The organism is Mycobacterium sp. (assembly GCF_035314665.1).
Classification (GTDB): domain Bacteria; phylum Actinomycetota; class Actinomycetes; order Mycobacteriales; family Mycobacteriaceae; genus Mycobacterium.
On record NZ_DATFZD010000141.1, the window covers coordinates 1 to 13,566 of the forward strand.

Below are 13,566 nucleotides of genomic sequence, written 5' to 3' on the forward strand. Positions count from 1 at the left end.
GAAAGCCTCCGGTGGCAGATAGAACGTGTCATCGTTCTTCGCTTTGTCGAAGGCCTCCCCCATGGCCGTGGCGTTGTCGGACAACGCTTCCTGTTGGTCGTTGAGACCTTTCGTCGTCGCGTAGTTCGACATTATGGTGTCGAGATTTCTCTCCTGGCTGGCAATCTGCGGTGGTATCAGCGCCACTAGCTGCGGCTGAATTTGGTCTAATTTGTCGATATTCGCGCTGAGAGCCCCAATGTTCTCAGTCACTGCGTCGATGCCGTCGAGCGCGTTGAAGATGGATCGCAGCGCCCAGCAGGCTGGGATGTCGAAGCAGTGCTTTTCCCAGTAGAAGAAGCTGCGGATCGGCCTGAAGAAATCATCGAACACAGCGATGTCGTCTCGCAATGCCTCCGTAATCTTAACGGTTTCTTTTGTGAGGAGCGCAGTTTGGTGCGTGGTATCGCTGAGACTCTTCGTGACATCCATCTGCTGGTGAAGAGTTGCCATCGTTTTCCGGAGCTCGTCCGCTTGCTTCAACAGGTTCTTCGCCTGCTCTTCCTGGTAATGCTGGGTCTGGATCCGGCCGGCGCTTTGCCCGCTTATCAGAAAAGCCAGGGTGCTGTGGTCGATCGGGGTCCCCAGGGGCCTGGTGATGGTCTGCACACGGCCGATGCCGGGGATGTGGAAGATAGCTTTTGCCACCTTGTCCAACACCAGGAAGTCGGCCGAATTGCGCAGGTCGTGATCCGTCTCGATCATCAACAGCTCGGGATTCAGCCGCGCCTGGTTGAAGTGTCGGTCGGCGGCGGCATAGCCGACGTTGGCCGGGGTGTCGGCCGGCAGGTAGTGGCGATTGTCGTAGTCGGTTGTATATCCGGGCAGGGCGAGCAGACCGACAAGGGCGATCGCGATGGTCACCGCGAGAATCGGCGCGGGCCAACGGACAATCGCGGTGCCGATGCGTCGCCATCCCCGGGTTTGCAAAATTCGCTTCGGATCCAGGAGCTTGAAGAAGCTGGCCACCGCGAGCACCGCCGGGCCCAGGGTCAACGCTGCGAAGACCGCGACCAGCATGCCGACCGCGCAGGGCACGCCCAAGCTCTGGAAATACGGCAACCGGGTGAAGCTCAAGCAGTACATCGCGCCCGCGATGGTCAGGCCGGACCCCAGCACGACATGCGCGGTGCCGTGAAACATGTTGTAGAAGGCCTGTTCTCGGTCCTCGCCGACGCCGCGAGCCTCGTGATATCGGCCCATCACGAATATCGCGTAGTCCGTTCCGGCCGCGATCGCCAATAACACCAGCAAGTTGTTGGCGAAGGTGGAGAGCCCGATGATCCCGTAATTCCCCAGGAACGCGACGACACCCCGGGCCGCGGCCACTTCGACCATCACCATGAGCAGCACGATGAAAACAGTGCTCACCGAACGGTAGACGAAAAGCAGCATCACAATGATCACCAGAAAGGTGATGAGGGTGACCGTCTTGACGCCTTTCTCGCCGGCATGGGATTGATCAGCGATCAGCGGACCGGCGCCGGTGACGTAGGCCTTGATCCCCGGTGGCGCGGGCACCGAGTCCACGATTTTGCGGACAGCTTCCACCGACTCGGTGGACAAACTCTCACCCATGTTGCCGGCGAGGTACACCTGGACGTATGCCGCTTTGCCATCCGTGCTTTGCGAGCCTGCCGCAGTCAGCGGATCGTTCCAGAAATCCTGAACGTGCTGAACGTGCGTGGTGTCCTGCTTGAGTCGCTTGACGATCTCGCCGTAATACTGGTGCGCGGCAGTCTCGAGCTTCTGCTGGCCCTCCAGGACAATCATCGCCGAGGTGTCGGAGTTGAATTCGTGGAAGGTCGATCCGACCTTCTTCATCGCGATCATCCCTGGCGCGTCTTTCGGGCTCTGCGACACCGCGTGATCTTTGGTGACGACCTCCAGTTGCGGCACCGTGACATTCACAAACACGGTGAGTCCCAGCCACAGCAGCACGATCGGCAGCGCAAGCCGATGGATCATCCGCGGCAGGAAGGGCGGGATCAACGGCTGCGAGACAGGCTGTGCAACCTCGGTGGTCTCACTCATGCGGACTTGTTCAGGCAGAAGGTGAAGGCATGCACTGTTTCGTTGGCGGGGGATTGATTTGTGGCCTTGACGACCGGCCCGCGCCCGTCGTTATCGTCCAGGGTGATCTTGCAGGCGATCCAATCGCCACTTCCCTGCGCCACGAGATTGGCGGGGAGGGAAGGCTGCGTTGTTGTCAGCTCTGTCGACCAGGGCAGGGGTACGTTGAGGGCCTGCTGCGGCTTGGAATCTTTATCCAGATAGTTGATGGTCGCCACGCTGCCCGGTGAGCCCCAGACCTCGAGTGTCAAGACTTTGGGGTTGAACGGCTTTATCTCTTCGGCGACCGCACCGCCGCCGAAGGTGTTGCCGTGAACACCGAAGATGCCGCGCAGTCGGTACACGCAGAACCCCGAGACCGCGACCACGGCGACGATTACCAGCACCACCCAGAAACGGGTAAGGATGCGAGAGAAGATCGACCTTTGCTTGTCCCGTCGCGGTTTGGCGACCTTGCCTTCGCCGCCGCCTTCGACCGAGGTGGGCAGCGGCTCGGTCCTCGGCTCGGTGGTCGTCATGGTTCGTTTCATCCTTAACCAGGGGCGAAGGGCGCTCAACTAATTAGCCTGTGTGTAACCTTAGCTACTCTAATCGGAATTGGCGACCAGAAAGAAACCGGGCAGGGCGAGTCCGGACCGGCGGCTCGGCGACTCAAGGAGGATCGGTGACGATGAGCGGACCCAGAATGAACGGCGGTACGATTCGGCGCATGAAGGCTCCACGGATTGCGGGGTTTGCGGTCATCGCCATCGCCGCGGCGATCGGCCTGTCCGCGCCGGCATACGCCGACCCGGACACCGATTTCGACAACCAGATCGCGGGGTACGGCATCTACGGGCCGCACGACTACAACCCGTACATAGCCAAAATCGTCTGCCGACGGTTGAGTCAGGGCGTCGATCCCGACGCTGCGGCGTCCGCTCATTTCCTCTCCAATAACCTCCCCAGAGGCACCACTCAGGTGCAGGCTTATCAGTTCCTCGGCAGCGCCATCAGCATCTACTGCCCCGACATGGCGCCCAAACTGCAGAACATTCCGGCTCGCTAGCCGGTCCGGACGACGCCGCGCGGCAGCGTCAGCGGCAGATCGTTGTAGGTGGCGATGCCCGGCGCCGCGGCGACGACGGCCGGGATCGCATTAATCGGCGGCACCGCGGTCATGATGTGCCCGAGGTCCATGAATTCTTCTATCGTCGTGGCCTCGAAGTACGGCGGCGGCAGGAAACTGACCTTGGTGGTAACCGTGGGCTGCCCGTCGACCTGGATGACCCAACCGTCGCCGTCGATCTTCCAGTCCGGTTCGAGTGTCTGTCCTTTGCGCCACCGGACATTGAGGTCGATGACGGTGTTGCCGGCGACGATGCCCTGCCAGCTGATGTAGACGCCCGCCACGCATCCGGCGGGGATGGTCCACGACGCCATCTCGAGATCCGCTGTGGTCTGGGCGAATTCGGCCTCGCACCGCACGTCGTCGAGTTCGATGCCGAGTGCGTCGCCCACCAGCCGGACGGCCTCACCGAAGATGGCGGTGCCCTTCGCGGCCATCGCCTGCAGGCCCGGGTGGTCGATCGGCTGGCCGAACCCCACCGGCTTCTCGGTTTCCGGCGAGTTGTAGAACGTGGTGTCGGCGGCCTCGTTGACGGTGATCTTGTCGACGCGGTTGCAGACCATCGCCGAGACGATGGCCAACAGCTCGGCGAAGCCCGGGCTCACGCCGGATCCGAAGATCGTGGAGCCGCCCTTCTCGCAGGCCTCGATGATCCGGTCGCGGCCGCTGCCGAGGTTGTGCCCCGTGATGAAGGACGCAGTGGTCACCACGTTGACGCCCGCCGACAGGATGCGGACCAGCTCGTCGACGTCGATCCACATCGGGTTGTAGACCACGCAATCCGGCTTGCACGCGAGCAGGGCGTCGACGTCGTTGGTGGCGGCCACCCCAAGCGGTGCGATGCCGACCAGTTCGCCCGCGTCACGGCCTACTTTCTCCGGTGACCAGGCGTAGCACCCCACCAGTTCAAACAGGGGGTTGTCGGCGATCGACTTGAGGGAGCTCTTGCCGACGTTTCCGGTGTTCCACTGAACGACTCGATAATTGTTTGGCACTCGCTCAGCATAGGGAAACGTTGCCGGGCCCGGAACGGCATGGAGCCCTCAGCGTTCGACAGGTTTCGCGGCGGCACCGTTGAGCACCACCTCGACCAGCCGCTCGGCGAGGTCGTCGTCGACGGGTTCGCCGGTGAGCAGCAGCCGGCCGTGAATTGGCGCGACCAGCATCTCCAGCAGCAGCCGGGCGTCGATGTCGGCACGCAGATCGCCACGCTCGATGCCGCGCGCCACCACGGGAGACAACGCGTCCAGACGACGCGCCCAAAAACCTTCGCGCAGATCGGCATAAGTGGCGTCGACCAGCAGCGTCGCCGCGCGCAACACCGCCCCGCCTTCGGGCGAGCGCACGTAGGCGATGATGCCCCGAACGATCGCGAGAAGATCGCGGCGGGTCGAACCGGTGTCGGGGGTGGGGATCACGTCGGCGCTGCGCTCAAGTAACGCGGCCACGAGCAGGTTCTCCCGGGTTACCCATCGCCGGTAGACGGTGGTCTCGTGCACACCCGACCGCTTGGCCACCCCGGCGACGGTGGCGCCGTCGAACCCGTTGGCGGCCAGCTCCTCGAACGCCGCGGCCAAGACGGTCTGGCGGACATGCTCCCCGCGGCGATGCGATACACCTGCAGTCATAGTCCGAAGTCTATCGCAACTTTACTTGCATTAGAGCCAGGCAAGGCGCATGATATTGCAAGACAACTTGCAATAGGAGCCACAATGGACACGTCAGCACCTCGGATCGACTGCACCGGCGCCGCCCCGCCGATCGGCTACCACCACTTCCACCCCGACGTCAGCATCAACTTCCAGTGCAACCGCTGGGTGCAGTGGATCGGCCCGTCGGCCATCGACGAGGTAGCTGAACTGGCATCGCGCGCCAACGCCTACCCGGAGTTGATCGACGCCTTCCTCGCCCTGGCCGAGGAGGTCCGCGCGGCCGATCGCACCCTCGCCGGCGCGTACTACGACCGGGCGGCCGAGTTCTTCATGACGGCGGCCGATCCGCGCCGCCCGGCCGCGCGCGCCCGGTTCTTGCAAGCGATGCGAACCGCCTATGGCGTGACACCCGATCTCATCCCGTTCGGGTCCGGCTCGATGCCCGCCTACGACCTGCGACCTGACCGCCAGATCGGCGCACCGATCGTCATGTTCGGGGGATTCGACAGCTATGTCGAAGAGTTCCTGCCGATGCTCGCCGGCATGGTCGACGCGGGTCGTCGCATCGTCGTGTTCGAGGGTCCGGGCCAGGGCAGCGCACTCGAGGACTTCGGCCTGACGATGATCCCCGAGTGGGAGCAGCCGGTGGGCGCAGTCCTCGACCACTACGGACTCGATAATGTTGCCGCCGTTGGGATCTCGCTGGGCGGCGGTCTGGTGATCCGCGCGGCCGCGTTCGAACCGCGGATCAGCCAGGTGGTGGCTTTCGACATCCTCGACGACTTTTTCGAGACGATCGCGCGCCAAATCGGCCGCGGGGTTCGGATTCCGTTGCGTGCGCTACTTACCGCGCGGGCCCGTGGGGTCGTCAACGCCGTCGCCGACTGGGCCGTTGCCCGCAAACCGGTTTCGCAGTGGGGAGTGCAGCAGGGGATGCACGTCACCGGCACTGGCACGCCCTACGACTTCTTGCGCTCGACCACTGCAATGAACACCCGCAAGATCTCGCACCGGGTTCGCGCCGACGTGCTGCTCCTCGCAGGTGCCGACGACCACTATGTGCCGCTGAGGCAGTTGGCGCGTCAGGCGGGCACGCTGTCTAAGGCGCGGTCGGTGACCACACGGGTCTTCACCGCCGCCGAGCAGGCGAGCAACCACTGCCAGCTCGGGAATATCGGCGCGGCCGCCCGCCTGATGACCGCGTGGCTGGACCTAACGGCGTTACCACCGCAGCCGGTCGGTTCAGTCTTCGACGGCGACACCGCGGCCCGTGCGCCGGCGCCGATGCGCTCCTGAGGGTTTGCCGGTTGGGCGCCGGTTGCGCAATCCGCGCGCGGCGGCGGTGTCTTCCACCGCGGGCGCCTCTTCAGCCGTCGACTCGGGTTCCACCGCCGTCGACTCGAGTTCGGCTTCCGCGGTGATCTCGTCGGGCTGCTCCGCGGGTTCCGGCGTTTCTGTCGTCTCTTCGTCGGCGGCCTCGCTGGTCTCGTCCGCCTCGGCGTCGTCTTCGCCGGCTTCTTCGTCCTCGTCGCCCTCTTCAGACTCGTCAGCCTCGCCGTCCTTCTTGCGACGGCGCCGCCGCTCCTTCTCTTTCTTGGGCTTCAGCGGTTTTGGCGGTGGCGGCGGAAGCTCGGCGATGAACGAGAGATAGAACCCGAAAATGCCGAGCAGCGCGATCGCGGCCGCCGCGCCGTAAAAGGCGAACAGCCACTGCCCGACGCTGTCGAGGCTCAGCCAGATCTCGCTGATCGCGGTGCCGACAATGAGCGCGCCGGCCAGCACATGGGCCACGATCGACGATGTCTGCAATGTCAGGGTGAGCTGCGGCGTGCCGTACTCCGGCTTGCGAGCCCGCAGCATGGTGAACACCACCGGCAATGCGGCAAGGGCAATCAGCACCCCGGCGACAATCCGCGCCACAGTGCCCAGGGTGTGCGAGGTATCGCCCATCAACTCCCACCAGCGTGGCAGCACGAAGCCGAAATAGAGGAGTCCGGCGACGATCGAGAACGCCGCGTGCCACAACACGGCAGCCTTGCGTCCCATGCGCCTCCTCGAGCCGGTACCCGGTAGCGACCACACCCTAGTCGATGAGATTCAAGCCTGGCCGCACTCCGGATTGAGCGGAGGATGCGGGATTTGAACCCGCGAGGGCTGTTAACCCAACCCGCGTTCCAGGCGAGCGCCATAGGCCACTAGGCGAATCCTCCGTCGGCCATGGTAGCCGAGCGCAGCTGAGGGTCTTGCAGGCTGTCGCCGATTGATTGCAGCCCGAGTACTAGACTCTCGATGGACCCCGCGCGGCGTCTATCCTGTGAACTCCCCCAGGGCCGGAAGGCAGCAAGGGTCAATGGGCTCTGGCGGGTGCGCGGGGTCCCCTGGTTTAGATCGGGTGGCGGCCCCGCTGCGCTCGGCTTCGCCGAGCTTGCGATCGCCACCTGGTCGGATCGTGGCGACCCGCTGCGCCCGGCTTCGCCGGGCTTGCGATCGCCACCTGTGGCTACCCAGATGTAGACGGTGAAAGGCGGATGGTGTCGTACGGCGCGTTCAGTTCCCTAGGCCGTACGGACCTCGAGGCGATACATGCCCGCCACCAGCAGGGCTACGCCGAACTGCAGTCGATGAAGCTCGCGCTGGACCTCACCCGCGGCAAACCCTGCAGCGAGCAGCTGGACCTGTCCAACGGCTTGCTGAGTCTGCCCGGCGATGACTACCGCGATGGCGAGGGCACCGACACCCGCAATTACGGCGGGCTGCACGGCCTACCCGAGCTGCGGGCCATCTTCGGCGAGCTGCTCGGCATCCCAGTGCCTAACCTGATCGCGGGCAACAACGCCAGCCTGGAGCTGATGCACGACGTCGTCGTCTTCTCGATGTTGCACGGTGGTGTGGACTCACCGCGGGCCTGGAAGGACGAGCCGCGCGTCAAGTTTTTATGTCCGGTGCCCGGCTATGACCGGCACTTCGCCATCACCGAGACTCTGGGCATCGAAATGGTCCCGATCCCGATGCGTGAGGACGGCCCGGACGTCGACCTGATCGAAGAACTGGTTGCCGTCGACCCGGCCATCAAGGGCATGTGGACGGTTCCGGTGTTCGCTAACCCCACCGGCATCACCTACTCGTGGGAAACGGTTCGGCGGCTCGTCCAGATGCGCACGGCGGCGGAGGACTTCCGGCTGTTCTGGGACAACGCCTACGCGGTGCACACCTTGACGCTGGACTTCGTCCGGCAAGTCGACGTGCTCGGCCTGGCCGCCGCCGCGGGCAACCCGAACCGGCCGTACGTCTTCGCGTCGACGTCGAAGATCACCTTCGCCGGTTCCGGCGTCAGCTTCTTCGGTGGATCACTGGGCAATATCGCGTGGTATCTGCAGTACGCCGGCAAGAAGTCGATCGGGCCGGACAAGGTCAATCAGCTGCGGCACCTGCGCTTCTTCGGCGACGCCGACGGCGTGCGGCTGCAGATGCTGCGCCACCAGCAGCTGCTGGCGCCGAAATTCGCCTTGGCGCTGGAGATTCTGGACAAGCGGCTGGGCGAGTCCAAGATCGCCTCCTGGAATGAGCCGCAAGGCGGCTACTTCATCAGCCTCGACGTGTTGCCGGGCACGGCGCGACGCACTGTCGCTCTGGCCAAGGAAGCCGGTATCGCCGTCACCGAAGCCGGCGCATCATTCCCGTACCGGAAAGACCCCGACGACAAGAACATCCGGATCGCGCCGACGTTCCCGCCGGTATCCGATCTGCGTAATGCGATCGACGGCCTGGCCACCTGTGCATTGCTCTCCGCGACCGAGTCGCTGCTGAACCAGGCATAGCAGGCGTCGGCGAGCTGGACCTGATTGCCCGGCTCCTTAGTGGACCCTCTCAGGTCTGCATCGTCGGCCGGGCTGGGTAGCCTTGCTGACCGTGGCCCTCTACCGCAAGTACCGACCGGCGACCTTCGCGGAGGTGGTGGGGCAGGAACACGTCACCGAACCGCTGTGCACCGCCTTGACGGCGGGCCGAATCAACCACGCCTATCTGTTCTCCGGCCCGCGCGGCTGCGGCAAGACGTCGTCGGCGCGCATCCTGGCCCGGTCGTTGAACTGTGTGCAGGGGCCGACGGCCACGCCGTGCGGTGTCTGCGATTCCTGCGTCGCGCTGGCGCCCAACGGACCCGGCAGCATCGACGTCATCGAACTCGACGCCGCCAGCCACGGTGGCGTTGACGACACCCGTGAGCTGCGCGACCGTGCTTTCTACGCGCCGGCCCAGTCGCGCTACCGGGTCTTCATCGTCGACGAAGCGCACATGGTCACCACCGCGGGGTTCAACGCGCTGCTCAAAATCGTCGAGGAGCCGCCCGAGCATCTGATCTTCATCTTCGCCACCACCGAGCCGGAGAAGGTGTTGCCGACGATCCGGTCGCGCACCCACCACTATCCCTTCCGGCTGCTGCCGCCACGCACCATGCGCGCGCTGATCGAGCGGATCTGTGTGCAGGAGGGGGTGGTCGCTGACGATGCCGTCTACCCGCTGGTGATCCGGGCCGGCGGCGGTTCACCCCGCGACACTTTGTCGGTGCTCGACCAGTTACTGGCTGGCGCCGAGGGCGACCGGGTCGGTTACCAGCGGGCACTCGGTCTGCTGGGTGCCACCGATGTCGCGCTGATCGATGAGGCCGTCGACGCGCTCGCCGCCGGCGACGCCGCGGCGTTGTTCGGGGCGGTCGAATCGGTGATCGACGCCGGTCACGACCCTCGTCGATTCGCCACCGACCTGTTGGAGCGGTTTCGCGATTTGCTTGTGCTGCAAGCAGTTCCAGACGCCGCCGCGCGCGGCGTGGTCGATGCGCCGGAAGATGTGCTGGACCGGATGCGTGATCAGGCGGCCCGGATCGGCGCGGCGACGCTCACCCGCTACGCCGAAGTCGTGCACGCCGGCCTGACCGAGATGCGCGGCGCGACGGCCCCGCGCCTGCTCCTTGAAGTGATCTGCGCGCGGCTGTTGTTGCCGTCGGCCAGCGACACCGAATCGGCGCTGTTGCAACGAGTCGAGCGGATCGAGACCAGGCTGGACATGTCCATTCCGCTCGGTGAAAAGCCGGCGCCGGCCGCGCCTCCCGAAGTGTCTGACGCCCCGAGGCCGTCGACGCTGCCGGCCGCCCCAGCTGAGCCGGAGCCTAAACCGGCCGCCAAGCAGCCCGCACCGGAGCAGAGCCCGCCCGCGCTCGAGCACGCCCCGCAGGCAGCGGGCCCGGGTGAACCGGGCGCGGCCGCGGTCCGCACCCTGTGGCCGACGGTGCGCGACAAGGTTCGTCAACGCAGCCGAACCACCGAGGTGATGCTGGCCGGCGCGACCGTGCGCGCCGTGGAGGGCAACACCTTGGTGCTGACCCATGAATCGGCGCCGCTGGCCAAGCGGCTGTGCGAACAGCGCAACGCCGACGTCATCGCCGAGGCGCTCAAAGATGCGCTGGGCGTGGACTGGCAAGTGCGCTGTGAAGCCGGGACCCCCGCCGTGCCGGCGACCGAAGAACCGCCCGCACCGGCGCGTCCGGCAGAGCGTTCGCCGGCCCGGCGGATTCCGCCTCCATCACCGCCGACGGAAGCTCCCGCCGACGAGGATTCCGATCAGCGGGCAGAAGAGGAAAGCATGTTGGCCGAGGCGAGTCAGGACGACTCCTCGGCACCGCGCCGCGACCCCGAAGAGGCGGCCTTAGAGCTGCTGCAGAACGAACTGGGCGCGCGCCGCATCGACAACGGCTGACTTTTTCGCCTGCATCGGTCGCCAGTTCGCTCCGCACGAAGCTGTGCTGACCCTGGCGATGATCCTCAATCGTTATGACCTGACAGCGGAGGACAGCTACCAACTGAAGATCTCCGAATCCATCACCCTGAAACCACGGGGATTTCGGCTCGGGCTGAACAAACGTGACGCGTCGTCGCGATTACTGCCGGCCGAGGCTGAATTGAACCGCCGCAGCGCCTAGGGCTGCCACCACGGGCGCAGTGGCAGACCGTCGGTGCCGCGCGCCTCGAGCTTGGTTGCCAACACGTGGTGCAACTGAATGTTGTTGTGCTCGAAAGCCACTCGAGACGCCGCCATGTACAGGCCCCATATTTTCGCCTTGGCTAGACCGACCTCATTGACCGCCTCGTCCCAATGCGCAACCAGGTTGTGGCACCAGTCCCGCAGCGTCATCGAGTAGTGCGTCCGGAAGTTCTCCGCATGCAACACCTCGAAACCCGCATCTTGGATCTCGGAGGTGATTCGACCCGAACCGGTCAGCTCGCCGTCCGGAAAGACATAGCGATCGGTGAAACTGCTGGCGCGGAAGTTCGACTTGTTGTTATTGCGGGTGATGCAGTGATTGAGCAGCAGGCCTCCGGTGCGCAATTTGGACTGCAGGAATGCGAAGTACGACGGGTAGTTCTTGACACCGATGTGCTCGGTCAATCCGATCGACGAGACCGCGTCGAACCCGCTTTCGCGGACGTCGCGGTAGTCGGAGTGGCGCACCTCGGCCAAGTTCGCCAGGCCCTCGGCGTCGATCGCCTTTTGCGCCCAGGCGGCCTGTTCGGCTGACAGGGTGGCACCGATGGCCCGTACACCGCGGTGCGCGGCATAGCGGACCATCCCGCCCCATCCACAGCCGACGTCCAGCAGCCGATCGCCCGGCTGCAGTCGCAACTTCTCGAAGATCAGCCGGTACTTGTTGTTCTGCGCCTCTTCCAGTGTCGCCTCGGGATACGGATAGACCGCACAGGTGTACGTCATCGACGGCCCCAGCACCCACTCATAAAACGCGTTGGAGACGTCGTAGTGGTGCGCAATGGCCTCGGCGTCACGAGCCTTGCTGTGCCGCATGCCTTCAGCAACCCTCCGCCAGCGAGGTAACACCTCCTGCGGCGGTGGCGGTGCGGGGACCAGGTGCTGGACGCCGACCGCGCGGATGATGCTGGCCAACAGCCGCGGCGAAGGCCTGCCGAACTCGACCTTGTCGGCGAGCAATTTGAGCAGCTCGTACGGATCGCCCGGATGTATGCCACGCAATTCGATGTCGCCCGAGACGTAGGCACGGGCCAGCCCGAGTTCGCCCGGGGCGGTGGCCAGGTAGGTGGTGCCGCGGGGCGTCAGCAGGTCCATTCCGAGCACGGCGGTTTCCGGTCCGGCGCTGCTGCCGTCGTACGCGGTGAACCGCAGCGACCGTTTGGCGCCGCCGGCGACGATCGCCAAGACTTCGGCGAGGCTCAACTTGCCTGTCCTGATGGCAGCGGATTCTTTGATGGTGGTCATCGTCGTTGCACCGCCTTTGCGTAAAGGTCAAGAAGTCGCGAATCCGGGTCGTAGGCCTTCTTCACAGTCTTGTACGTTTCACCGCCGTAGAGTTCATCGAATTCATCACGGCTGTAATAAGAATCGGAATACAGCGACTTGTGGCCATCGAGCGAGCTGACCTTTGCCTCGATCATCCGATTGGTCGCGCCCTGGGTCGCGCCGACCGGAACCGAGGCCCAGAACCCCATATTGACGTAGGTAGAGCCGGCCCGGATCGGATACAGCGGCCAGCCGTCTCGATCGCGCAGCCGCAACGGGCACAACCAAACCGGCGTGATCGGCACATGAGCGAGGAACCACTCCAGGAATTCAGCTGTCCGCTCGATCGGCACCTCGATATCTTGGACCACCCGTTCGCGCGGCGGACGACCATGGCGTTTCTCGATGCGGTCGGCGATACCGAAACGCTGGTCGAGTGCCACCAACTTCCAGTACATGTTGCTGCGCCGATAGCGTCGGGGCCACCAACGCCGGACCCGGGGATTCTGCGCGCCGAAAGACCTTGAGCACCAGAACCAATCGGTGTCCCATCGCCAGAAATAGTCGTGCATCGTCAACCGGTCTTCCTTGACGCCGGCGTCGTGCTGGATGGACCGGTAGTAGATGTCTTGTCCGGTGTAGTCGCTGACCGGGCCGGGGGTGGTGGTACGGACGCCGACGCACAGGTAGCCCTCATCGGCGCCGAACACCACCCCGTCGAGATAGTCGACCGGCACACCCTCGAAACCGCCAGTTTCGATGATGCGGTCCGTCGCTGTCACCAATTCGGTCAGCGAGTCGAACCGCACGTGCCGCAGCGCCACAAAGGGCTTGACGGATTCCAGCTCGATGCGAAGCCTCGTCGAATAGCCGAGGGTGCCATAGGAATTCGGGAATGCGCGGTAGAGATCGGGATGCGACTGGGGCGAGACGGTAAGCAATTCGCCTGTGCCGGTGAGGATGTCCATATCCAGCACCGACTCGTGGGGCAGGCCGTTGCGAAACGATGCCGACTCGATGCCCAACCCGGTGACTGCTCCGCCCAGCGTGATGGTTTTCAGCTGCGGGACAACCGCAGGCGATAGGCCGTAAGGCAGCGTCGCGGCCACCAGGTCCTCGTATGTGCACATGCCCGCGACGTCGGCGGTCTGAGAGTCAGGGTCAACCGATATGACGTTGGTCAGCCCCGATGTGTCCAATCCGGGCGCGTCGCGTTTCGCGCGGGCGCGAAACAAATTGGACGTGGGCTTGGCGAGTCGGACGGCCGCCGTCGCGGGAATCGAGCGGTAGCTGGCCAACAACCGCTCGACGCCCGCCGCATGAGCCGCCGATGCGGATGCAGGGACAGGCACCACATATACGCTAGTCCCCAATAGCAGCCCGCGCAGGTGC

General features: G+C 64.7%; 12 protein-coding genes, 1 tRNA gene and 1 other RNA gene. 6 read left to right on the plus strand and 8 right to left on the minus strand.

Features of this window, described 5'->3' with window-relative positions; translation table 11 throughout:
* Both VKI00_RS11140 and VKI00_RS11145 read right to left on the minus strand, forming a co-directional pair.
* Positions 1-2,073 (minus strand): MMPL family transporter (locus VKI00_RS11140; protein WP_324437518.1); only part of this gene is annotated, 2,073 nt, incomplete at its 3' end.
* Positions 2,070-2,630: an MmpS family transport accessory protein gene (locus VKI00_RS11145; RefSeq protein WP_324437519.1), complete on the minus strand. Its 561-nt coding sequence runs from the start codon at positions 2,628-2,630 to the stop codon at positions 2,070-2,072. The genes VKI00_RS11140 and VKI00_RS11145, both read right to left, overlap by 4 nt.
* A 191-nt stretch (positions 2,631-2,821) precedes the next feature.
* Between VKI00_RS11145 and VKI00_RS11150 the strand changes: the two genes are divergently transcribed.
* Entirely contained in the window at positions 2,822-3,160 is a 339-nt protein-coding gene (locus tag VKI00_RS11150) for a DUF732 domain-containing protein (RefSeq protein ID WP_324437520.1), read from the plus strand.
* Here the strand turns inward: VKI00_RS11150 and VKI00_RS11155 are convergent.
* Together VKI00_RS11155 and VKI00_RS11160 are read right to left on the minus strand one after the other, a co-directional pair.
* Positions 3,157-4,215 carry a dihydrodipicolinate reductase gene (locus tag VKI00_RS11155; protein WP_324437521.1) on the minus strand — a complete coding sequence of 353 codons (1,059 nt, stop codon included), beginning with the start codon at positions 4,213-4,215 and terminating at the stop codon, positions 3,157-3,159. The two genes, VKI00_RS11150 and VKI00_RS11155, sit on opposite strands and share 4 nt — an antisense overlap.
* A gap of 48 nt (positions 4,216-4,263) precedes the next feature.
* Complete coding sequence (locus VKI00_RS11160; RefSeq protein ID WP_324437522.1) at positions 4,264-4,848, minus strand: TetR/AcrR family transcriptional regulator; 585 nt, start codon at positions 4,846-4,848, stop codon at positions 4,264-4,266.
* An 84-nt stretch (positions 4,849-4,932) separates the two neighbouring features.
* Between VKI00_RS11160 and VKI00_RS11165 the strand changes: the two genes are divergently transcribed.
* A complete protein-coding gene (locus VKI00_RS11165; protein WP_324437523.1) occupies positions 4,933-6,168 on the plus strand; it encodes an alpha/beta fold hydrolase in 1,236 nt (411 codons plus the stop codon).
* Here the strand turns inward: VKI00_RS11165 and VKI00_RS11170 are convergent.
* Positions 6,115-6,918, minus strand: a complete 804-nt coding sequence (locus VKI00_RS11170; RefSeq protein ID WP_324437524.1) for a hypothetical protein — start codon at positions 6,916-6,918, stop codon at positions 6,115-6,117. The two genes, VKI00_RS11165 and VKI00_RS11170, sit on opposite strands and share 54 nt — an antisense overlap.
* Positions 6,919-6,996: 78 nt before the next feature.
* A tRNA-Ser gene (locus VKI00_RS11175) sits at positions 6,997-7,082 on the minus strand.
* A gap of 78 nt (positions 7,083-7,160) precedes the next feature.
* On the opposite strand from VKI00_RS11175, the gene ffs reads away from it, so the two are divergent.
* From ffs to VKI00_RS11195, 4 genes are all read left to right on the plus strand, one after another.
* An RNA gene (gene ffs / locus VKI00_RS11180) (signal recognition particle sRNA small type) lies at positions 7,161-7,255 on the plus strand.
* A gap of 145 nt (positions 7,256-7,400) precedes the next feature.
* The gene (locus VKI00_RS11185) at positions 7,401-8,690 is read left to right on the plus strand and encodes an aminotransferase class I/II-fold pyridoxal phosphate-dependent enzyme (protein ID WP_324437525.1); all 1,290 of its coding nucleotides are present in this window, start codon (positions 7,401-7,403) and stop codon (positions 8,688-8,690) included.
* A gap of 91 nt (positions 8,691-8,781) precedes the next feature.
* Positions 8,782-10,623 (plus strand): DNA polymerase III subunits gamma/tau, encoded by a 1,842-nt coding sequence (locus VKI00_RS11190; RefSeq protein ID WP_324437526.1) that lies wholly within the window; start codon positions 8,782-8,784, stop codon positions 10,621-10,623.
* Between the two features lie 43 nt (positions 10,624-10,666).
* Positions 10,667-10,846, plus strand: a complete 180-nt coding sequence (locus VKI00_RS11195) for a hypothetical protein (protein WP_324437527.1) — start codon at positions 10,667-10,669, stop codon at positions 10,844-10,846.
* Here the strand turns inward: VKI00_RS11195 and VKI00_RS11200 are convergent.
* Together VKI00_RS11200 and VKI00_RS11205 are read right to left on the minus strand one after the other, a co-directional pair.
* Positions 10,843-12,153 (minus strand): class I SAM-dependent methyltransferase, encoded by a 1,311-nt coding sequence (locus VKI00_RS11200; RefSeq protein ID WP_324437528.1) that lies wholly within the window; start codon positions 12,151-12,153, stop codon positions 10,843-10,845. The two genes, VKI00_RS11195 and VKI00_RS11200, sit on opposite strands and share 4 nt — an antisense overlap.
* Complete coding sequence (locus VKI00_RS11205) at positions 12,150-13,529, minus strand: FAD-binding oxidoreductase (RefSeq protein WP_324437529.1); 1,380 nt, start codon at positions 13,527-13,529, stop codon at positions 12,150-12,152. The genes VKI00_RS11200 and VKI00_RS11205 overlap by 4 nt, the downstream gene beginning before the upstream one ends.
* Positions 13,530-13,566: the final 37 nt, after the last annotated feature.